Raw genomic sequence first — 19,588 nt, 5'->3', positions numbered from 1 at the left:
GAACGGCAACCGCATCCACGCATGGCGTGGATCTACTGCATACCCCGGATGCATTGAACGGCAACTGCATCCACGCATGGCGTGGATCTACTGCTACCTCCGGTGCATTGAACGGCAACCGCATCCACGCATGGCGTGGATCTACTGCTTCCTCCGGTGCATTGAACGGCAACCGCATCCACGCATGGCGTGGATCTACTGCATACCCCGGATGCATTGAACGGCAACTGCATCCACGCATGGCGTGGATCTACTGCTTCCTCCGGTGCATTGAACGGCAACCGCATCCACGCATGGCGTGGATCTACTGTGGGGGGACTTCGCGGTGACTGGTAGATCCACGCCATGCGTGGATGCGTTCCCCGCGATCGCGCAACAAACAGAAAGGCCGCCCGGGGGCGGCCTTTCTGCGTGGCAACGTCGCGAAGACGTCAGTGCATCATGTGCACGTTCATGTTGTGCATGACCCACAGGGTACCGACAACGATGATGCCGATCACCACCACGGTGAAGGCCGCAGCGTTGACGTTCCAGCGGCTCTCCGACGAGCGGTCCAGGTGCAGGAAGAACACCAGGTGGACCAGCATCTGCAGCACCGCGGTGATGGCGATCACCACACCGTTGACGGTGCGCGAGAAATCACCCGACATCACCATGTAGAACGGGATGACGGTCAGCACCACCGCCAGCACGAAGCCGATCAGGTACGACTTCACGGTGCCGTGGCTTTCGCCGCCGGCGGCGTGGTCGTGTGCATGGTTGTCATGTGCCATTACAGCGCTCCATTGAGGTAGACGACGGAGAACACGCCGATCCAGATCAGGTCCAGGAAGTGCCAGAACAGGCTCAGGCACGCCATGCGGGTCTTGTTGGTCGGGGTCAGGCCGTACTTCTTCAGCTGCACGAACATCACCAGCAGCCACAGCAGGCCGGCGCTGACGTGCAGGCCGTGGGTACCGACCAGGGCGAAGAACGCCGACAGGAACGCACTGCGGTCCGGACCGTAGCCCTGATGGATCAGGTGCTGGAATTCATAGACTTCCATGCACATGAAGCCGAAGCCCAGCAGCCAGGTGATGCCCAGCCACAGGAACATCTGGCCGACCTGCTTGCGGTGCATGGAGATCATGCCCAGGCCGAAGGTCAGCGACGAGGTCAGCAGCAGCGCGGTTTCCCACGCCACGAACGGCAGCTCGAACAGGTCCTTCGCGCCGGGGCCGCCATCAGTGCCGCCGGCCAGCACCACGTAGGTGGCAAACAGCGAGGCGAAGATGAGGCAGTCGCTCATCAGGTACACCCAGAAACCGAAGACGGTGTTGCCGCCGGTGTCGTGGTGCTCGTGGTCGTCATGGCCATGGGCCGCCGCGTGTGCGGCGTGCCCGTGGCTCAGGGTCGAGGTATTGGTGCTCATGCCTTCAGCTCCGACTTCACCAGGCCCTGGGCTTCCAGGTGCTTGCGGTGTTCGTTCTCGATGCGTTCCACCTCGGCAGCCGGGACCCAGTAGTCCACGTCCTGGTCGAAGGTGCGGTAGATGAACGTGGCGATCATGCCGACGAAGCCGATGATGGCCAGCCACCAGATGTGCCAGATCATCGCAAAGCCGAACACCAGGCTGAAGGCGCCGATGACAACGCCGGTGCCGGTGTTGCGCGGCATGTGGATGTCGGTGTACTTGGCCGGCTTCGGCCAGGCTTCACCACGCTGCTTGCGCTCCCAGAAATCGTCCAGCTCGGTGACTTCCGGCAGGGTGCCGAAGTTGTAGAAGGCCGGCGGCGAAGAGGTTTCCCACTCCAGCGTACGGGCATCCCACGGGTCGCCGGTCAGGTCGGCGGTCTTCTTGCGGTCGCGGATCGACACGGCCACCTGGATGATCTGGCACAGGATGCCGGCACCCACGATGAAGGCGCCCACAGCGGCCACCAGCAGGAACGGCTCGTAGGCCGGGTTGACGGTGCTCTGCAGACGACGGGTCATGCCCATGAAGCCCAGCACGTACATCGGCATGAAGGTCACATAGAAGCCGATGAACCAGCACCAGAACGCGCACTTGCCCCAGAACTCGTTGAGGCGGAAGCCGAACATCTTCGGCCACCAGTAGGTGATGCCGGCGAACATGCCGAACACCACGCCGCCGATGATGACGTTGTGGAAGTGGGCGATCAGGAACAGGCTGTTGTGCAGCACGAAGTCGATGGCCGGGATCGCCAGCATCACGCCGGTCATGCCGCCGATGGTGAAGGTGACCATGAAGCCGATGGTCCACAGCACGGGCGTGGTGAACTGCACGCGACCGCGGAACATGGTGAACAACCAGTTGAAGATCTTCACGCCGGTGGGGATGGAGATGATCATCGTCGTGATGCCGAAGAAGGCATTGACGTTGGCACCCGAGCCCATGGTGAAGAAGTGGTGCAGCCACACGATGAACGACAGCACGCCGATGCAGGCGGTGGCGTAGACCATGCCCTTGTAGCCGAACAGGGCCTTGCGCGAGAAGGTCGCGATGACCTCGGAGAACACGCCGAAGGCCGGCAGCACCAGGATATAGACTTCCGGGTGGCCCCAGATCCAGATCAGGTTGATGTACAGCATGGCGTTGCCGCCACCGTCATTGGTGAAGAAGTGCGTACCCAGGTAACGGTCCAGGGTCAGCAGCACCAGGGTGATGGTCAGCACCGGGAAGGCGGCGACGATCAGCACGTTGGTCACCAGAGCGGTCCAGGTGAAGACCGGCATCTGCATGAGCTTCATGCTCGGGGTGCGCATCTTGAGGATGGTGATGAAGAAGTTGATACCACTCAACGTGGTACCCAGACCCGCCACCTGTAGTCCCCATATGTAGTAGTCCATACCTACATTGTTGCTGTACTCAATGCCCGACAGTGGCGGGAACGCCAGCCAGCCGGTGGCGGCGAATTCACCGATCCACAGCGACAGCATGATCAGCACCGCACCGGACACGAACAGCCAGAAGCTGAGCGAGTTCACGAACGGGAACGCGACGTCGCGCGCACCGATCTGCAGCGGCACGGCCAGGTTCATCAGGCCGGTGATCAGCGGCATCGCCACGAAGAAGATCATGATCACGCCGTGGGCGGTGAAGATCTGGTCGTAGTGGTGTGGCGGCAGGTAACCCTCGGACCCGCCGACGGCGATGGCCTGCTGGGTACGCATCATGATCGCGTCGGAGAAACCGCGCAGCAGCATGACGAAGGCGACGATGATGTACATCACGCCGATCTTCTTGTGATCCACCGAGGTGAACCACTCCTTCCACAGATAGCCCCACAGCTTGAACTTGGTGATCAGGGCCATCACGCCCAGGCCACCCAGCACCGCACCGACCAGGGTGGTCAGCACGATTGGATCGTGGGGGATCGACTCAAGAGAGAGTTTTCCCAACATGTTCATTCTCCCGAACCCATGTGGCCTTCATGGCCAGCGTGTTCGTGTTCTTCGGTGGCATCCAGGTTCTTCCCGGATTCCTTGGCATCATGCGCGTCGCTCGGGGCGTGCCCCTCGTGCGCTTCATGGCTGGACGCATCGGCAGCAGCCGCACCCGCATGGGAATGCTTCATGCCGTAGTGCTTGTTGTCGCCCATGTGCTTGGCGATGACCCAGTCGAACAGGTTGTCTTCAACCTTGCCGAAGTAGGTGACCGGGTACCACTCGGAATTCTTCGCTTCACCCAGCGCCTTGAACGAGGCCTTGTCCAGGCTCTGCTGGCCGGCACGGACCTGGTCCAGCCACTGGCGGTACTGCGCATCGGTGACCGAGTAGGCAGTGAAATGCATCTTGGCGAAGCCTGCACCGCTGTAGTGCGAGGACATGCCCGGGAATTCACCGGTCTCGTTGGCGATCAGGTGGAGCTTGGTCTCCATCGCCGCCATCGAATAGATCATGCTGCCCAGGTGCGGGATGAAGAACGCATTCATCACCGTATCGGAGGTGATCTCGAAGTTCAGCGGAGTGTTGACCGGGAACTTGATCTCGTTGACGACCGCGACCTTCTCTTCCGGATAGATGAACAGCCACTTCCAGTCCAGCGAGATCGCCTGGATGGTGACCGGCTTGACGTCCGATTCCAGGGGCTTGTACGGATCCAGCGCGTGCGAGGACCGCCAGGTCAGCACCGCCAGGACCAGCACGATCATGCAGGGGATCGACCACACCACCACCTCGATCGCCGTCGAGTGGGACCACTTCGGCTCGTAGCGGGCCTTGGTGTTGGAGGCGCGATACTTCCACGCGAAGGTCAGGGTCATGATGATGACCGGGATGACGACCAGCAGCATGAGCACGGTGGCCGTGATCAGCAGTGTCTTTTCATCCTGGCCGATCTGGCCCTTCGGACTGAGGATGGCCACGGCATCGCAGCCGGTGAGCATCACCAGCAATGCGAGCAGCAGGCCCGGGCGCAACCAGCGCCCAAGGGTTTTCAACGGAATCATCGGTCGATCCAATTGCGAGGGAATGCCGTTCCCCGTCCTGCCCGCACCGGCCAAAGCCGGGCCCACCCGTCCAGAAGACAGGCAGGTGAGGTGGGGTCGAGTCAGCCTTTCAATTTTAGGCCGTCACCCACCATTTAAGAAAGGCATTGACAATGATCAGGCGCAGGAAAGGCCCGGATCTGGATGCGACACGTTGTCGCACCGCGCCATTGCGGCAGGCAGAACGCGCGGGGACGGCAGCGTAGCATCGGCCACGAGGACGACGAGGCCCCTCGTTCGGCACAGTCGACTGAACAGGTTCAGCAAGTTGTGACTCCCCTTTCTTCGAGGAACCCGGCATGGATAGACCCTTCAGCGTTGAACGCATCGACCACCTGGTGCTGAGGGTGCGCGATCTGGCCCGCAGCGAAGCCTTCTATGGCCAGGTGCTGGGCTGCCCGGTGGTGCGGCGGCGCGAGCACCTGGGTCTGGTGCACCTGCGCGCGGGCGCATCGATGATCGACCTGATCAGCCTGGACGGCACGCTCGGTCGCCACGGCGGCAGCGGACCGGGCAGCGAAGGGCGCAATGTCGACCACCTGTGCCTGCGCGTGCACCCCTTCGACGAAGCGGCGCTGGTCGCCCACCTGGCCGCCCACGGCGTACCGGTACCGGGGCCGGCCGAAGTCAACTTCGGTGCCGAGGGCGACGGATTGTCGTTGTACTTCAAGGATCCGGACGGCAACACGGTGGAGCTGAAGGGGCCTGCCAACGGAGCCGCGCAATGACCCGGTCCGCCACCACGCCGGCGAAGATCGACTTCAAGACGCAGGACAAGGCGCTGTACCGGCCACCGGTCGGCTCGTTCGTGCGGATCGAGGTGCCGCCGATGTCCTTCGTGATGGTCGATGGCCAGGGTGATCCGAACCAGGCGCCGGCCTATCGCGATGCGGTGGAGTGGCTGTACTCGGTCAGCTACGCACTGAAGTTCGCGATGAAGGCCGAAGGACGGGACTACGTGGTGCCGCCGCTGGAGGGACTGTGGTGGGCCGACGACCCGTCCAGCTTCGTGGCACGGCGCAAGCACGCGTGGCGCTGGACGATGATGATCCGCACGCCGCTGGACGTCGGCGTTCCGCGTTTCAGCGAAGCGGTTGCCAAGGCATCGGACAAGCGCGGTACCGCGCCGCAGAGCCTGCGCCTGGCGCTTTACGAGGAAGGCCTGTGCCTGCAGACGCTGCATGTAGGCGCCTACGATGACGAGGGCCCGACACTGGCCGAACTGCATGAACGGATCATGCCGGCACAGGGGCTGACCTTCGCCGGGCCGCATCATGAGATCTACCTGGGCGACCCACGCAAGGTAGAGCCTGCTCGCCTGAAAACGGTGCTGCGGCAACCGGTACGGGCGCGGTGACGGCCGCGTCTCGGGCTGATCCGTCAGCCGCCCTGGAACCGCACCGGGAGACGTAGGGTTATCTGCTTGACCGTGGTCACCGGCCGCCGGGGGGTGACGTGCCATTGCAGTGCAGCCTCACGGGCGGCGCGATCCAGCGCAGGATGTCCGCTGCTGCGGTCCACGGTCACATCGAGCACGCGCCCCTCGGCTGACATGGTGATCAGCAGCTCGACGCTGCCTTCCAGCACCGTCTCCCCGTCACCACGCGGATAACGCGGGGGATGCCGGCGCGTCATCGCCGCCAACTGCGCGCCCAGCGCCTGCTCGGGGTCCAGCTGCGGCGGCGGCGGGTCCATGGCCGTCGGCGCTGGTGCGTCCACGGTCACCGCCGGCGGCGTGGCGGCGACAGGCGCTTTGAACACGACCGTCACCTGCCTGCGCTCGCCGCCTGTGGGCACCTTCGACGCGCTGAGCCAAGTGCGTGCGCCCCGGCGCGCGGCCTCATCCAGCTGGGGGCTGCCACTGCTGCCTTCCACCAGCACTGCCGTAACCACGCCGGTCTGCCAGACATCCACCTGCAGGGTCACCATGGTGTCGGCCTCCACAGGTGCGCGCAGCGGGATGCCATGGCGCAGGTCCTTGAAGCCGGCGGCGGGCAGGTCGACCAGCACCTGCCCATACTCTGCTGGTGGCGACGACGGCGGCAGAGAGGGTGACGTACGCAACGCCAGGCCCTTGCGATCGACCAGCATCCCCGCTGGCGGCATCGCGCGTTGCGCCTGCCTGGCGGTATCCGCTTTCGGGACCGCCGGCGGCGAAGGCTCCGAGACCGCCGGGCCAGCGGGGTCTGCGGGGGTGTCGGCGGCGTCCGGCGCATTGCCTTTGCCTGCCTTCGCCTGCCGATCGTCATCGCCCAGCAGCAGTGTCGCGCGCGCCGTCAGGATCTCCATGCGGTCTTCGGACGCACTGGCCAGCAGCGTCGAGAGCATGAACACGTCGCTGCCAAGCAGCAGCGTGTTCACGTCGAACCGGGCGGGATCGGACGAAGCGTTCTTGTCACTGCGGTCGATCAGTCCGGCAATCACCAGCGCGCCCAGCGCCAGCTCTTCGTCCGTGTCGACCATCGTCGAAGCGTAGGCATTCCACAGACGCTCCTCCAGCGGTGCATAGGCAAACAACACCTCCTGCGTGCCGTGGATGCGCCACAGGCGCTCTTCCAGTGCCGCGTCGCCCTCACGGTCGAACGGCTTGCGCGGCGACCACCGTGAGCGGATCGCCAGCTCCTGCAGATCCGTCGCCAGCAGGCGCATCGCAACCGAGGTGCTCGATGGCGAGAGCTTCCACATCTGCTGCAGCAGCTCGACCTGCTTCAGCTCCAGCTCGCGCGCTTCCTCCGCCGTCAGCCGGTCCACCATCGCGCCCGCATCGCTGGCCAGCCCCGCCGTCCTTTGCGTGCGGCGGCCGGACCGGGCGGCAAGGGTCTCGATGGTCTCGTTGTACGCCGCGCGCAGGCGCTCGTACTCGGTGCGGTCTTCGCGCAGCACGGGGCCATTGCGCGCCCACAGATCCAGCTCCTGCATCAGCGCCTGCGTCCGCGGCAGATCGCCACGGGCAGCAGTGCGCGCGGTTTCGTGCACCTTGTTGAGCATTTCCCGCTCGAAATGACCGCGCGAGTACCAGCGCGGAACCGTAGTGCGATCCTCGCCGACCAGTACCGAGTTCGGCCCCTGTTGACCGCTTCCTGCGCCCGTAGCGCCATTCCCGGAAATGCCGGTGACGATAAAGACGACGAACGAGAGGAAGCCGAACATCACCGACGCGATCAGATAGTCCACGGCCCGGTCCTGCACCGCTACGCGCAGGAATGACAGCACCGACACCGCTCCGCCGATCAGCAGCGCAGCACGCAACGCCGCCCTGCCATCACTCAACACGCCGCTCGACAGCACTCGTCCGAGCCAGCCGATCGAGCTGTAGACCAGCACGCCGAGGTCGCCCCAGAACGGCGCCATCCCGATCAGCGCCAGCAACAGCACGGCCAGTACACCCAGCAGCTTCATGGGCGCTTGCTCATGATCAGCATCGGCACGAACAGGATGAACAGCAGGATCGCGATCGCCAGCATGGCCATCTGCACGGCCAGCCCCACGCCATCCCAGATGCCCGGGTCCACCAGCGCGCTGTAGCGGCGGTAGGCCGGCATGCCCCAGCCCATCACCCAGCCCAGCAGCAGCGTGCCGATCACCGCCATCGTCACCCGCGACATCACGCCGGGAACGCCGCTGGCCGCCGACGCCTGCGCGGCGACCGGCTGCGCCTGGGCGACGCGCGCGGCGGTGCGTGCACGCTGCTTGCGGGCCTTGTTCGGTTTCTGCCGCGTACGGGTCTGCGCCGCGCGTGCGCTGCCGGCCAGCAGTTCGGCGCGGGCGCAGGCGGCACAGGGCATGCCGACAAAATGCTGGTGGGCCGCGTCCTTGCCGCACGCCACCAGCTGACCGGCGTTGCGCCGTGCGTAGTCCAGCAGCAGCGTGGCCCATTCCTGCGCCGAAGGCCTCCGCCGCGCCTGCGCCGAGAACGCACGATCAAACATGTCGCGCAGCGCCGGCGGAAACATCTCATGGCCGCTGACCGGCGAGGGCAGCATCCGCGGATGCGGCTTGCCACGCGCGTAGGGGTACAGGTTGGCGGCGATGCGTGCCGGCAGGTCACTGGGCACCGTCGCCCCCTGCGGCCGGCCCGCATACGGATGCAGGCCGGAATTGAGCAGCTGGAACACCATCACCGCCAGCGCGAATCGATCCTGCGCCTCCTCCTGGCCCGGCTTCACCCCCGGCTGCTGGAACTCGGACGCCAGATAATCGGTGGTGACCTGCCCGGCCGGGAAGCGCTCGCCCTTGCCCTGGATGCTGAAACCATCGCAATCGAGCATCGCGATGAACAAGGTGCTGCGATAGAACCGCACGTTCAGCGGCTTGAGGTCGACCACATAGTGCTGCCGCCGGTGCAGCGCGGCCAGCATCACCGCCAGGTTGGCGGCCAGGGTCATCTTCGCGCCCAACCCGGTAGGCAGCCCCTCGGCGCGCGCCTGCCGCTCCTGCAGCACATGTTCCAGATCGCTGGTGGCCGACAGATCCAGGATCGGCATGGTGAAGCCGATGAAACGCCCACTGCGATCCCGCAGCAGGGTCATCGGCCAGGCAATCTGTACCTGGTCGGCCCCCTGCCCTTCCATCGGCGGCAGGTCCGGCTGCAGCTCCAGCATCGCCTGCAGCTTGCGCTCGTAGACGCGCGCGTCCTTGTCCGAATGGTAGAGCTTGGCCACTTCGCGCGGCCGCTCCTTGAGGGTGAACACGCTGCCCGCACCGCCACTCTTGAGCAGCCGCTCCAGGGTGAGCGGCCTGCGCTGCGCGTCGTAGACCTTTTCGCCGCTGCGCCCGGGCATGTGCTCAGGCCGGCAGCGCGACCAGCAACGTCTTGTCGTCGCCGGTGATCTGATCGGTGCGCGGGTCGGCCAGCGTCGCATGCAACGCTTGGCTGCCGTGGGTCTCGTCCACGCCGGCCAGATAACGGATCACCGGTGCGATGAACGGTTGGAACAGGCTGTCGCCCGCGCGCGACATCGCAAACGGCTGCACGCCGTCGGACATCAGCACCAGCGCATCGATGGCCCCTTCGAAGCGGGTCAACCGCAGCTGCTCGCGCCAGTTGCCACCGGTCACGAACCAGGTTTCGTTGGCGTACTCGCCATTGGCAGGCAGCGATACCGCATCGGGCGATTCATTGCTGAACGCACACGCGGCCACGCCATCGCCGACATGGAAGAACCAGCCGCCATCGCGCGTAGCGACCGCCCCTACCAGCGTGCAGGCATGGTCGGATAGCTTCAGGCCCTGGCTCAGCGCAAGCATCGCCAGCTGCCCGCGCGCATCGTCGACAGCGGTTTCGATGATGCTGCGCAGCGTGTCCACCGGCAGTGCCAGTGGATCGGCGCCGAGCTGCGCGGACCCGGTAACCGACGCCGCCACGCTGCTGGAAACGTGCCGGGCGCCCACGTCGCTGTGCGATGCGGAGCCTGCGCCATCGCAGACCACCGCGACCAATGTCTGCCCCACCTGCACCGACGCATAGGCGTCCTGGCAGGGCTGCCCGCGGTCCAGATGGGACCGTCCCGTGGCCGATGCGGCCATCACGCGCCAGGCCATGGTCAGACCGGCACTTGTGACCAGCTGTCGGTGGCCGGCAATTGCACCTGGCCACCGGGCGTCGAATTGGAGACCACCCGCATGCTCGCGCTCAGCCACAGGAACAGTTCCTTGAACTGCAGGCCCTGCAGGCGCTTCACGCCGCGCTCGCCATTGCGGCTGAACTGACCCAGCACGCTCATGTCAGCATTGCCGACAGCGATCGGGAACACCGCCACCTTGTTCTGCTGCTCGGCCTCGCGGCACTGCTCGGCCACCGCTTCCCAGGCGTCCGTGGGCTGGCCATCGGACATCAGGAACAGCCACGGCCGGGTGTAGGCAACGCCGGCCTGGCGGAAGCGCGCCTTCTCGTCTTCAATCTCCTGCAGCGCCACTTCCACGGCCGCACCGGTCGGCGTGGTGCCATTGGCCGACAACGTGGGCGCGGTGAAATCCATCGCATCGCACCAGTCACCGCTGATGGCCGCGTTGTCCATGCCGCCGTACTCGACCAGCAGCACGCGCACACGCTTGGCCGCGATCACATCGGCTTTCAGCTCCTGCTCCAGCAGCTTCAGGCCCGCGTTCAACTGCTCGATGGGGCCACCACTCATGCTGCCGGAACAGTCCAGCACCAGGATCAGCGGCGTGCGCTGCTCACTGTTGTCGACCAGCGAAACATCGGGGATTGCAGCAATGGACATGATGGGAAGCCTCCGTGCGGGTGAACCAGTGCAGGTGATCTGCGCGGCCGATTATAGGCAGAGCTGAAGGGCCCAGGGGCGAGGGCCGACGGAGAACCGTGCCGCCCAAACAAAAAGCCCCGGCCAAGGCCGGGGCTTTTGCTGAAACTGGTGCCGGAAATAGGAATCGAACCTACGACCTACGCATTACGAATGCGCCGCTCTACCAACTGAGCTATTCCGGCGAAGCTGGCAATTTTACGGTCGCCCTGCCCCTGCGGTCAATCCGGTCGTGACGATTGCCGTCAAACGCCCACCCGCCCTGCCCCTCAACCCGCCGCTACCCGGTTGCCGCACTCCCGCCCCGCCGCGAAATCGGCCAGGTTGCCCAGCGTGATCGCCGAGATCTCCTGCAGCGCCTCCACGGTGAAGAAGCCCTGGTGGCCGGTCACCAGCACGTTGGGGAAGGTCATCAGGCGCTGGAACGCCTCATCGTCGATGATCTCGCCGGACAGGTCCTGGAAGAACAGCGCGCTTTCCTGCTCGTAGACGTCGATGGCCAGGTGGCCCAGCCGGCGCGACTTCAGCGCGCGGATCACCGCTTGGGTATCGACCAGGCCGCCACGCGAGGTGTTGACCAGCATCGCGCCAGGCTTCATCCGCGCCAGCGAGGCGTCGTCGATCAGGTGCTGGGTATCCGGGGTCAACGGGCAATGCAGCGAGACGATGTCCGAGCGCGAGAGCAGCTCGTCCAGTTCAACCTTCGCGCCGATTTCGGCGAAAGCCCGCGAAGGATACGGATCGTGCCCCAGCACGGTGCAGCCCATGCCGCGGAAGATGCGCGCGGTGGCCAACCCGATCTTGCCAGTACCGACGATGCCCACGGTCTTGCCATGCAGGGTGCGGCCGAGCAGGCCATCCAGCATGAAGTTGCCCTCACGCACGCGGTTGTAGGCGCGATGGGTGTGCCGGTTGAGGGTCATCACCAGCGCCAGTGCGTGCTCGGCCACCGCTTCCGGCGAGTAGGCGGGCACGCGGGCGACGAACAGGCCGAGCGCGTGCGCGCTGGCCAGGTCCACATTGTTGAAGCCGGCACAGCGCAGCAGCACCGCGCGTACACCCAGCGCATGGAGGGCCTGCAGCACCGGCGCATCGAGCCTGTCGTTGACGAACACGCAGACGGCGGCGCAGTCCTGTGCCAGCGCGGCGGTGTGCACGTCCAGCGCCGCGTCGAAATACACGAACTGGAAATCCTGCCCTGCCCCCTCGCGCTGGTTGGCTTCCTCGAGAAAGCGGCGGTCGTAGGGACGGGCACTGAAAACGGCGATCTGCATGGCAAGGCCTGCGCGGAAATCCGCCACGACCATAGCGCACCCGCACACCGATGGGGATGGCACCGGCGGCGCGACGGCCGCCGGTGCCGGTACTGCCTTAGAACGTATAGCCCAGGCCCAGCATCACGCCATTCTGCAGCTGGCCGTCGCGGCGCTCGCCCACGTAGTCGACCATCACCGACAGGCGATCGGTAGCGCGACTGGTCACACCCAGGTTCCAGGCCAGCACCTGCTCGCCCACGGTCTGGCTGCTGGCACCGAACACCAGGTCCGGCGCCGCGGCGAAGCCGGTGCTGTAACGGGCCTGGGTGTCGCCCAGTTCCTTCTGCCAGACAACGCGCGCGCGCGGGGTGATGCGCTCGCCGTTGTTGCCTTCGAAGGTCTTGAACACCTGCAGGCCTGCACCGACGCGGATGCTTTCCAGGCTGTCACCACGCCCCACCAGTGCGCCGGCACCCTGCCCTTCATTGAAACGGGTGGCCGAGGTGCGCGCGTAATCGACCACCGGCAGCAGCGGCTGGATCACTACGCCCTTGGCGGTGGTGAACGAGAAGCCGTGCTCCAGCCGGGCCGAGATCGCATCGTTGTTGTACTTGGCACGCAACGGACCCTGCAGGCCGTCGATGCCATCGATGCTGCGGCGGGTGTCGTGGCGCAGGTCGGTGTAGCGCACCGAGGCCGACAGGTAACCCCGCGAGTAAGTGGCATCCAGGTAGCCGCCCACATCCAGCGCACGCACGTCGCCGGTGAAACCGGAACCATCGCGGCCCTTGGTCGACATGTCCGCCGCGGCAACGCTGACGCCCAGCGTCACCCGGTCATCGGCCAGCTGCGTATCGGCACCGAGCACGATGCCGCCGACGGTATGGCTCAGGCCGGCCACGCCGCCCTCGCCATTGATGCGGCCATGGCTGCCAAAGCCCCGGCCCCAGAGGCCATGGCTGCGCGGCGCGTCGCCGCCGTAACTCGTGCCGCCAGCGCTCGCCGCCGGCTCCACCAGATGCATCGCCAACTGGTTGAACAGGCTGCCATTGGCCATGCCCGGCTGCGCCGACGCCGCCTGCGCGGCCTGTGCGGCCAAACCACCGGCATCACCGCTGCCGCTGCGCCGTGCGGCCTGGTGCTGCTGCACCACGCTGCCGATGCTGCCAACCAGCGCGTTGTCGGCCAGGCGCAGGCTGGCATGGCCATCACCGCGCAGTGCACCGGCCTGCTGGGCGATCACATCGCGGTCAGCGAACTGCAGCGCCCCCAGCAGCGGCTTCAGCCCGGCATCCTGGCGCTGGCCGGCAGTGGCCAGCGCGCGACCGAGTCCATCGTTGCCATTGTTGCCGGTAAGCTGCGCGAGCTGGTCGAAGCCGGGGTTGGCGGTCAGCGACAGGCCCTCGGCGGTCTGGTTGATGTTGAAGCTCAGCAGCGAATTGTGGCGCGGCCGGAACACCTCGCCGTCGGTGATGCTGGCCGTATAGCCGGTGTCACCCAAGCGCACCGCATCGGTGAAACCGCCCTGGTAGATCGGGCCGCTCACCAGCTCACGCTGGTAGTTGCCGGCGTAGAAGCCCTGCGCCACGTTCAGTTCAAGGTGGGCGCCCGGCGAGATGACCAGCGCACCCTCGTTGGCGCCGCTGTCGTAAAAGTCGCCCACACGCAGGCGCCCGGCCTGGGAGCCGCCGGCTTCAGTCACGTCGAACAGCACCTTGCCGCCCGGCATGATGTTGACGTAGCCATGGGTAACCAGGTCACCACCACGCGGCATCAGGGTGCCGTACACGCGCAGGCGGTTGAAGCCATCCTCGCGGTACGACGGGCCGGTGCCATTGAGCAGTGCGCTCGAGTCGGTGGCAACCGAGGCGATGTCGCCGTGACCGACCACCATGCCGGCCGCCAGCACGCGCAGCTCCGGCGTGCGCAACGCGCCGCCTTCCAGGGCGATGGTGCCGTTCTCCACCAGCATGAAATCGGCGCCGGTGGTTTCGGCGGTGCGCCAGGTGCCGCCCTTGGCGACGCGGATCACGCCAGCCGAATTGCCCAGCGTGGAAGCGTCCAGTTCATCCAGGCGCAGCTGGCCCAGAAGGAGCTGCTGTGTACCCGGATCGTTGAGGTAATCCTGCACCGAAGCCGGGCCGATGCCGTTCGGGCCGGCGCTGGAGCGGTTGTAGATGTTCACCGCATAGTTGATGTACGTGGTGGCGAAGTCGGTATCGTTCCAGCGCGCGAAGTCGTCATCGACGAACGCCTGCAGCTGGCGCGCAGTGCGCAGGTAGCCTGGATTGATGTCGCCGCTGACATTACCGGTGACCGTCAGGGTATCGCCCGGATCGCGGTAACCGGCGGCGGTGATGATGTTGTTGCTGTAGATGTCCTGGCCGGGGAAGGTCTCCAGCCTGCGGCCGCTGCCATCGGGATCGAAGCTGACGGAAGCGCCGGTGGTCCGGGCCGGGTCGCGGAACACCAGCAGGCCGTTGGGCTGCACCACCTCGTACATGGCCTTGTGCAGCAGGCCGGCATCCATGCCGCCGCCGTAGTTGCCGGTGTAGATCTCGGTCATCCGCGGCGACGGCGTGTAGATCACCTTGCCACTGTTGCTGGCAGCGTGGATCTGCACCGAGTCGACCAGCGGCAGGTCGCCGGCCAGGTAACGTTCGACGCCACCGGACTGCATGATCGAGCAGGACGAGATGCAGTGGCCAGACACGATGGTGTTCAGGCCGTTGGTGCGGATCACGCCCTGCAGCCACTCACCCGCGATCAGCGCGCCACCATTGGAGGTGCGCAGCACGACTTCGCGGATCGGGCGGCCTTCGGCCTGCGCTTTGGCCAGCAGCGCCGGCAGCGCGACGACGTCGGCGACGGTGACACCGCCACTCAGCACGACGCGATCGCCCTGCACGTGATAATTCATTGCCATGACGTCATCCATCTGGCCCAGGGTCGCGATACCCACCAGGCCTGCCAGGGCGATGCTCAACTTCGAATGCTTCATTGCGTTCTCTCTCTCCGCCCGCACCACGCGGGTCGAAAGCAGAACGCAGCAGCGGGCTCGACGCCCCCAGTCGACGGCGAGAAAAAACATGAATGCATTCACAATGGAAATGCGGGAGAAACGTGGGCTTCCCCATCCGGTCACCGTCGCGTAAAACTCGGTGACGCGTCCGTCATCGTCGTCCGAGGCCCTCCCCTGTCCGCGCCCTCCCCTTTGCTCCGTCCTGCGCCGGATCTGCCCGGGGTTCCGGATGCCTTCATCGCATTCGTGCGCGAGGAACGCGCGCCGCTGTGCGCTTTCCTGCGCGCCCGCGGTGTCGGCCCCGAGGATGCCGAGGACATCGCCCAGGACTGCATGGAGCGCCTGATCCGCTACCGCGCGCACGGCACCGAGGAGCTGCGGCTGCTGCTGTACCGCATCGCCCGCAACCGCCTGGCAGACCGCGGGCGCTCGCCACAATCGCGCAACCACCTGTCGCTGACCGAACGCGACGGCAACGAAGAAGCCGCCAGTGCTTCTCCTGATCCGCTGCGTCAGGCAGAATCCGGGCAGATGCTCGCCCTGCTGCGCCAGGCACTGTTCAAGCTGCCCGAACGTGCCCGCGAGGTGTATCTGCTCAACCGCATCACCGGGATGAGCTATACACAGATCGCCCGGCATTGCGGCATCACCGCCAAGACCGTGGAAAAACACATTGCCCGTGCATTGCAGGGCCTGCGCAAGGAGCTGGGCCCCGATCCTCTCCACAATGATGGAGATGCCGAATGATCCGCAACGACAACAGGGATGACACGTTGCTTTTTGAACACGCAAGCGCCTGGGTGGCCCGGCTGGACGCCCCCGACTGCAGCGCCGAAGAACGGCAGTCCTTCGAGGACTGGTTGGCCGAGGATCCGGCACATGTCAGCGCGTGGGTACAGGCCGAGAAGCTGCACCAGCGCAGCGCCGGCCTGGCCAGCGACCCGTGGCTGCGCACCGCCGCCGCGCGTGCGGCACGCCGGCCGCAGCGGCGTTGGCTGCCCGGTGTCGCCGCCGCTGCAGGCGTGTGCCTGGCCGTTGGCCTGGGCTGGATGCTGTACACCGATGGCAACCCCACACCGCTGACCTACGCCAACGCCAGCCTGCTGCCGCAGCAGCGCACCCTGGCCGATGGCAGCATCGCCACCCTCGACGCCGGCACCACGCTGACCGCACGCTTCGGCTGGCGCAAGCGCGAACTGGCGCTGGAACACGGTCGCATCCAGCTGCAGGTCGAACCGTCATCGCGCTCGCTGCGGGTGCAGGCCGGCGGCAGTTCGATCCGCGATATCGGCACCACCTTCCAGGTTGAACGCCTGGCTGACGGTCGGGTCGAGGTCGCGCTGCTGGAAGGCGTGGTGGAAGTCACCAGTGGCAGCGCGCAGCACACGCTCTCGCCGGGCCAGCAGCTGCAGGTCCTGGCCTCCGGCAAGATCCAACCCGGCCCGCAGCTGTCCTCGACTGCCGCCGCCGAGGCTTGGCCGCAGGGCAAGCTGGTGTTCGACGGTACCCCCCTGGCCACCGTGGTCGAGCGCATGAACCGCTATGGCAGCACGCCACTGGTGGTCGCCGACCCGGATATCGCCGACCTCGCGGTCAGCGGCACCTTCCGTGCAGGCGACGCGCATGAACTGCTTTCCGCCCTGGAACTGGGGTGGTCCATTGCTGGCCAGCCGCGCTCGGATGGCGCGCTGGAACTGCGCCGCACCTACTGAGGCGGCGGCCGATGCCGGCGCCTGGTGTGCTTCGTTGGGACGTGCTTCGGTGGGACGTGCTGCGCTGGGGTCTGCTGCAGGCCCTGTTGTGCGTTGTGCTGGTGCCCGGTGTGGCGACAACGGCGGCGGCGGCGGAAGCGATCTCGCAGGTCGACTACCGGATCGCTCCCGGCGCCCTGCCGCCGGCCCTGCAGCAATGGGCACGCCAGAGTGGCATTGCTCTGGTGTTCGACGCACGTGAACTGACCGGCCTGCGCACCGGCGGCGTCGCCGGTTCGCTGGCGCCGGCCGCCGCGCTCAAGCAGCTGGTCGCCGGCATGCCGGTGAATATCCTGCAGACCCCCAGCGGCGGATTCGTGGTGCGCCGGCACGCTGCCCCTCCCGCAGTGGTCGCGCAGCCGGTACGGCGGCCACCGCCGCCCGCGCCAGCGAAGCCGGTGCAGGTGGAACTGGCGCCGATCCATGTCACCGGCAGCCGCTTGCCGCGCACCTCCGTGCAGACCACGCTGCCGGTAACGGTGATCGATCGCGAGGACATCCTGCGCAGCGGCTACGGCACGCTGTTCGACCTGTTGCGCCACCTGCCCGGCATGAACGGCCATCCGCCATTGAGCACCTCGCGCAGCGGCGACTCGCTGTACCTGCCGGTCGGCGCGGCCGCCACCACCAGCCTGGACGGCATGGGCCCACGCGCCACCCTGTTCCTGGTCAACGGCCGGCGCCTGCCGCGCTATCCGATGGTGTCGCTGGAGGAAGGCGGGCTGACCGATCTGGGAGGCATTCCGCTCAGCTTCGTCGAGCGCATCGAGCTGGTGCGTGGCGGTGCTTCGGCCATCTACGGCGCCGATGCGATGTCCGGCGTGGTCAACATCATTCTGCGTGACCAGGCCGAGGGACCGGAAGCCACGCTGCAATCGGGTGCCAGCAGCCGTGGCGATGGCGATCAGTACCGGCTGCAGGCGGCCACGGGCGGCGTGCGCGAAGGCGGCGACCGCTGGTTCGCCGGCATCGATCTGCATCGTCTGCAGCATGTGGCCGGTGACCAGCGCGACTGGCATGCGGAAACCTCGCTGTACCCGATCGGGCTGATCATGCCCAACGGTGATTACTACCCGGCCACGCAGTGCCATCCGCCATTGCAGAGCGAAGACGACGGCTGCTGGTTCGACAACGCACGCCCGCGCTCGCTGCAACCGGCGTCGGAAACGCTGTCCGGCTACCTGCGTTATCGCCACGAGCGCGGTGACGGACGCTACGCCTACGTGGAAGCACGCGCCAGCCACAACCGCCAGCGTTTCGAGCTGGGCCCGACCGCCGTTGCCCTCAATTTCAGCCGTGGCGCGATCCTCAACGTGGTCCTGCAGGAAGGCGGCGAAGTACGCCCACGCGTGCATGCCACCGAAGGCGACATCAGTTTCGGCATGGGCCGTGAGCGCGCCGGCCGCAGTTGGGATGCTGGCTTCAGCGCGCAGCGCAGCCAGGTGGACCTGCGCACCGAAGGCACCGTGCGCAGCGAACGCCTGCTGGAAGCAGCACGCACGCTGGACTTCCTGCCCGGGTTTTCCACCCTGCCGGCGGGGCTGGCAGAGGAGCTGTTCCCGGCCATCCACAACCGCGGACGTACCGAGCAGTGGCAGGGCTGGTGGGGCATGCAGCGCACCCTGATGACACTGCCCGGCGGAGCAGCACAACTGGCCACCGGTATCGATCTGCGCCGCGAGCGCTGGACCTCGCTGCCCGATCCGCTGCTGGGCAAGGGCGAGCTGGCGCTGGGACTGCCGATGGAGCAACGCCGGCTGTCGCGGCAGAGCAACGCCGCTTACGCCGAAGTGGGCCTGCCGTTGGCGCCGACACTGCGCCTGGACGTGGCCGCGCGACTGGACCGCGATGGCGGTGACACTGCGTTTTCGCCGCGTGCCGGCCTGCGCTGGAGCCCCAGCCCGCACTGGTCGTTCCTGCTGGCCAGTGGCCGCGGCTACCGCGCTCCCAGCATCTTCGAGCGCCGGCGGCCACCGGGCTACTTCGGCCTGTATGGCCTGCCCGCCTCGGAGTCCCTGCCGCCGTGCGCGCGCCCGCTGCGCGATGGCGGCTGCGCGGTGGAAGTGGAGGTGGCGGAGAACGATGGGCTGAAAGCCGAGACCTCGCGCAGCCACTCGCTGGCCGCCAGCTGGACACCCAACGATGCGTTCTCGCTGTCACTGACCCACAACATCGTCGAACTGCGCAACGAGATCCTCGCCCTGCAACCCAGCGATGCCCTGTGGAATCCCGGCACCTGGGAACTGGATGAGCAGGGTCGCCTGCGTGATCTTCGCTTGTCATTCGACAACATCGGCCGCACCACCTCGCGCAACTGGGTACTGCGCGGCGAGTACCGGGTGGATACCGGCCGCAACGGGCAGTGGCTGTTCTCGCTGGATGCGTTGAAACAGCAGGAGCTGCGTCGTGATCGCGGCCATGGCGAATCGGTGGACCTGCGCGGGCATGCCACGCCGGCGAACGCGGGCATCCTCAACGTACAGTGGCAGAACCCGTCCTGGGACATCGCCCTGCGAGGCAACCGCGTCGGCCGCACCCGCGCATGGCTGGCCGGTGAAGCGTGCGCGCAGGAGCAGCATGACCAGGGCCGTTGCATGAACCCGGCGCAGCTGCGCTGGAACCTGCATCTGGCGCGGCGGCTGAGCCCGCGCGTGATTGCCGCACTGGACGTGCACAACCTGCTTGATACGCGGCCGGTGAACCACCTGGTCGGCAGCGGCGGGCAGATGCCCGGGCTGGACGATCCACTCGGGCGCTACTTCCTGCTGACCCTGCAATTCCGCTGAGCGTAGTACCCTACGCCGCC

The 19,588-nt window shown here is 66.4% G+C and carries 15 protein-coding genes and 1 tRNA gene; 5 read left to right on the top strand and 11 right to left on the bottom strand.

The window, feature by feature from the left end; all coding sequences use genetic code 11:
- Nucleotides 1-431: 431 nt before the first annotated feature.
- From cyoD to cyoA, 4 genes are read right to left on the bottom strand one after another with little or no spacing between them, the layout of a single operon-like run.
- Nucleotides 432-773 (bottom strand): cytochrome o ubiquinol oxidase subunit IV, encoded by a 342-nt coding sequence (gene cyoD, locus J2X70_RS08845; protein ID WP_025873831.1) that lies wholly within the window; start codon nucleotides 771-773, stop codon nucleotides 432-434.
- Entirely contained in the window at nucleotides 773-1,411 is a 639-nt protein-coding gene (cyoC, locus tag J2X70_RS08840; RefSeq protein WP_025873832.1) for a cytochrome o ubiquinol oxidase subunit III, read from the bottom strand. The genes cyoD and cyoC overlap by 1 nt, the downstream gene beginning before the upstream one ends.
- Nucleotides 1,408-3,405, bottom strand: a complete 1,998-nt coding sequence (cyoB, locus tag J2X70_RS08835; RefSeq protein WP_025873833.1) for a cytochrome o ubiquinol oxidase subunit I — start codon at nucleotides 3,403-3,405, stop codon at nucleotides 1,408-1,410. The genes cyoC and cyoB overlap by 4 nt, the downstream gene beginning before the upstream one ends.
- Nucleotides 3,406-3,407: 2 nt before the next feature.
- Nucleotides 3,408-4,451, bottom strand: coding sequence for a ubiquinol oxidase subunit II (gene cyoA, locus J2X70_RS08830; RefSeq protein ID WP_223482131.1), 1,044 nt, complete (start codon nucleotides 4,449-4,451; stop codon nucleotides 3,408-3,410).
- A gap of 338 nt (nucleotides 4,452-4,789) precedes the next feature.
- Here cyoA and J2X70_RS08825 point away from each other — a divergent pair, with 338 nt between their 5' ends.
- A complete protein-coding gene (locus J2X70_RS08825) occupies nucleotides 4,790-5,218 on the top strand; it encodes a VOC family protein (RefSeq protein WP_309909949.1) in 429 nt (142 codons plus the stop codon).
- A complete protein-coding gene (locus tag J2X70_RS08820; RefSeq protein ID WP_088100508.1) occupies nucleotides 5,215-5,847 on the top strand; it encodes a GyrI-like domain-containing protein in 633 nt (210 codons plus the stop codon). Before J2X70_RS08825 ends, J2X70_RS08820 begins: the two co-directional genes overlap by 4 nt.
- 23 nt (nucleotides 5,848-5,870) lie before the next feature.
- Here the strand turns inward: J2X70_RS08820 and J2X70_RS08815 are convergent, their stop codons facing one another.
- The 7 genes from J2X70_RS08815 to J2X70_RS08785 form a co-directional block, all read right to left on the bottom strand.
- Nucleotides 5,871-7,889, bottom strand: coding sequence for an energy transducer TonB (locus J2X70_RS08815; protein WP_309909946.1), 2,019 nt, complete (start codon nucleotides 7,887-7,889; stop codon nucleotides 5,871-5,873).
- Nucleotides 7,886-9,271, bottom strand: coding sequence for a hypothetical protein (locus tag J2X70_RS08810; protein WP_051584969.1), 1,386 nt, complete (start codon nucleotides 9,269-9,271; stop codon nucleotides 7,886-7,888). Before J2X70_RS08810 ends, J2X70_RS08815 begins: the two co-directional genes overlap by 4 nt.
- A gap of 4 nt (nucleotides 9,272-9,275) precedes the next feature.
- Nucleotides 9,276-10,031 carry a PP2C family serine/threonine-protein phosphatase gene (locus J2X70_RS08805; RefSeq protein ID WP_309909943.1) on the bottom strand — a complete coding sequence of 252 codons (756 nt, stop codon included), beginning with the start codon at nucleotides 10,029-10,031 and terminating at the stop codon, nucleotides 9,276-9,278.
- 2 nt (nucleotides 10,032-10,033) lie between these two features.
- Nucleotides 10,034-10,714, bottom strand: coding sequence for a VWA domain-containing protein (locus tag J2X70_RS08800; protein WP_051584968.1), 681 nt, complete (start codon nucleotides 10,712-10,714; stop codon nucleotides 10,034-10,036).
- Between the two features lie 148 nt (nucleotides 10,715-10,862).
- Nucleotides 10,863-10,938: transfer RNA gene (locus J2X70_RS08795), tRNA-Thr, on the bottom strand.
- Between the two features lie 84 nt (nucleotides 10,939-11,022).
- Entirely contained in the window at nucleotides 11,023-12,027 is a 1,005-nt protein-coding gene (locus J2X70_RS08790; RefSeq protein ID WP_309909941.1) for a 2-hydroxyacid dehydrogenase, read from the bottom strand.
- A 97-nt stretch (nucleotides 12,028-12,124) separates the two neighbouring features.
- On the bottom strand, nucleotides 12,125-15,010 hold the full coding sequence (locus J2X70_RS08785) for an autotransporter outer membrane beta-barrel domain-containing protein (protein WP_309909939.1): 2,886 nt from the start codon (nucleotides 15,008-15,010) through the stop codon (nucleotides 12,125-12,127).
- A gap of 267 nt (nucleotides 15,011-15,277) precedes the next feature.
- Here J2X70_RS08785 and J2X70_RS08780 point away from each other — a divergent pair, with 267 nt between their 5' ends.
- Genes J2X70_RS08780 through J2X70_RS08770 form a run of 3 tightly spaced genes read left to right on the top strand, consistent with a single transcriptional unit; the run spans nucleotide 15,278 to nucleotide 19,568 of the window.
- Nucleotides 15,278-15,778, top strand: a complete 501-nt coding sequence (locus J2X70_RS08780; protein WP_080149532.1) for a sigma-70 family RNA polymerase sigma factor — start codon at nucleotides 15,278-15,280, stop codon at nucleotides 15,776-15,778.
- Nucleotides 15,775-16,743 carry a FecR domain-containing protein gene (locus J2X70_RS08775; protein ID WP_033830634.1) on the top strand — a complete coding sequence of 323 codons (969 nt, stop codon included), beginning with the start codon at nucleotides 15,775-15,777 and terminating at the stop codon, nucleotides 16,741-16,743. Before J2X70_RS08780 ends, J2X70_RS08775 begins: the two co-directional genes overlap by 4 nt.
- Before the next feature lie 41 nt (nucleotides 16,744-16,784).
- Nucleotides 16,785-19,568, top strand: coding sequence for a TonB-dependent receptor (locus J2X70_RS08770; protein WP_309909937.1), 2,784 nt, complete (start codon nucleotides 16,785-16,787; stop codon nucleotides 19,566-19,568).
- The last annotated feature ends 20 nt before the right edge of the window (nucleotides 19,569-19,588 follow it).

The organism is Stenotrophomonas sp. 1337, assembly GCF_031455455.1.
Lineage (GTDB): Bacteria > Pseudomonadota > Gammaproteobacteria > Xanthomonadales > Xanthomonadaceae > Stenotrophomonas > Stenotrophomonas indicatrix.
This window is presented reverse-complemented; position numbering and strand designations above follow the sequence as displayed.

Excerpts from the sequence above, each read along its gene's own strand:
- cyoD (WP_025873831.1), bottom strand. The coding sequence starts at position 773 with ATGGCACATGACAACCATGCACACGACCACGCCGCCGGCGGCGAAAGC.
- cyoC (WP_025873832.1), bottom strand. The coding sequence starts at position 1,411 with ATGAGCACCAATACCTCGACCCTGAGCCACGGGCACGCCGCACACGCG.
- cyoB (WP_025873833.1), bottom strand. The coding sequence starts at position 3,405 with ATGTTGGGAAAACTCTCTCTTGAGTCGATCCCCCACGATCCAATCGTG.
- cyoA (WP_223482131.1), bottom strand. The coding sequence starts at position 4,451 with ATGATTCCGTTGAAAACCCTTGGGCGCTGGTTGCGCCCGGGCCTGCTG.
- J2X70_RS08825 (WP_309909949.1), top strand. The coding sequence starts at position 4,790 with ATGGATAGACCCTTCAGCGTTGAACGCATCGACCACCTGGTGCTGAGG.
- J2X70_RS08820 (WP_088100508.1), top strand. The coding sequence starts at position 5,215 with ATGACCCGGTCCGCCACCACGCCGGCGAAGATCGACTTCAAGACGCAG.
- J2X70_RS08815 (WP_309909946.1), bottom strand. The coding sequence starts at position 7,889 with ATGAAGCTGCTGGGTGTACTGGCCGTGCTGTTGCTGGCGCTGATCGGG.
- J2X70_RS08810 (WP_051584969.1), bottom strand. The coding sequence starts at position 9,271 with ATGCCCGGGCGCAGCGGCGAAAAGGTCTACGACGCGCAGCGCAGGCCG.
- J2X70_RS08805 (WP_309909943.1), bottom strand. The coding sequence starts at position 10,031 with ATGGCCTGGCGCGTGATGGCCGCATCGGCCACGGGACGGTCCCATCTG.
- J2X70_RS08800 (WP_051584968.1), bottom strand. The coding sequence starts at position 10,714 with ATGTCCATTGCTGCAATCCCCGATGTTTCGCTGGTCGACAACAGTGAG.
- J2X70_RS08790 (WP_309909941.1), bottom strand. The coding sequence starts at position 12,027 with ATGCAGATCGCCGTTTTCAGTGCCCGTCCCTACGACCGCCGCTTTCTC.
- J2X70_RS08785 (WP_309909939.1), bottom strand. The coding sequence starts at position 15,010 with ATGAAGCATTCGAAGTTGAGCATCGCCCTGGCAGGCCTGGTGGGTATC.
- J2X70_RS08775 (WP_033830634.1), top strand. The coding sequence starts at position 15,775 with ATGATCCGCAACGACAACAGGGATGACACGTTGCTTTTTGAACACGCA.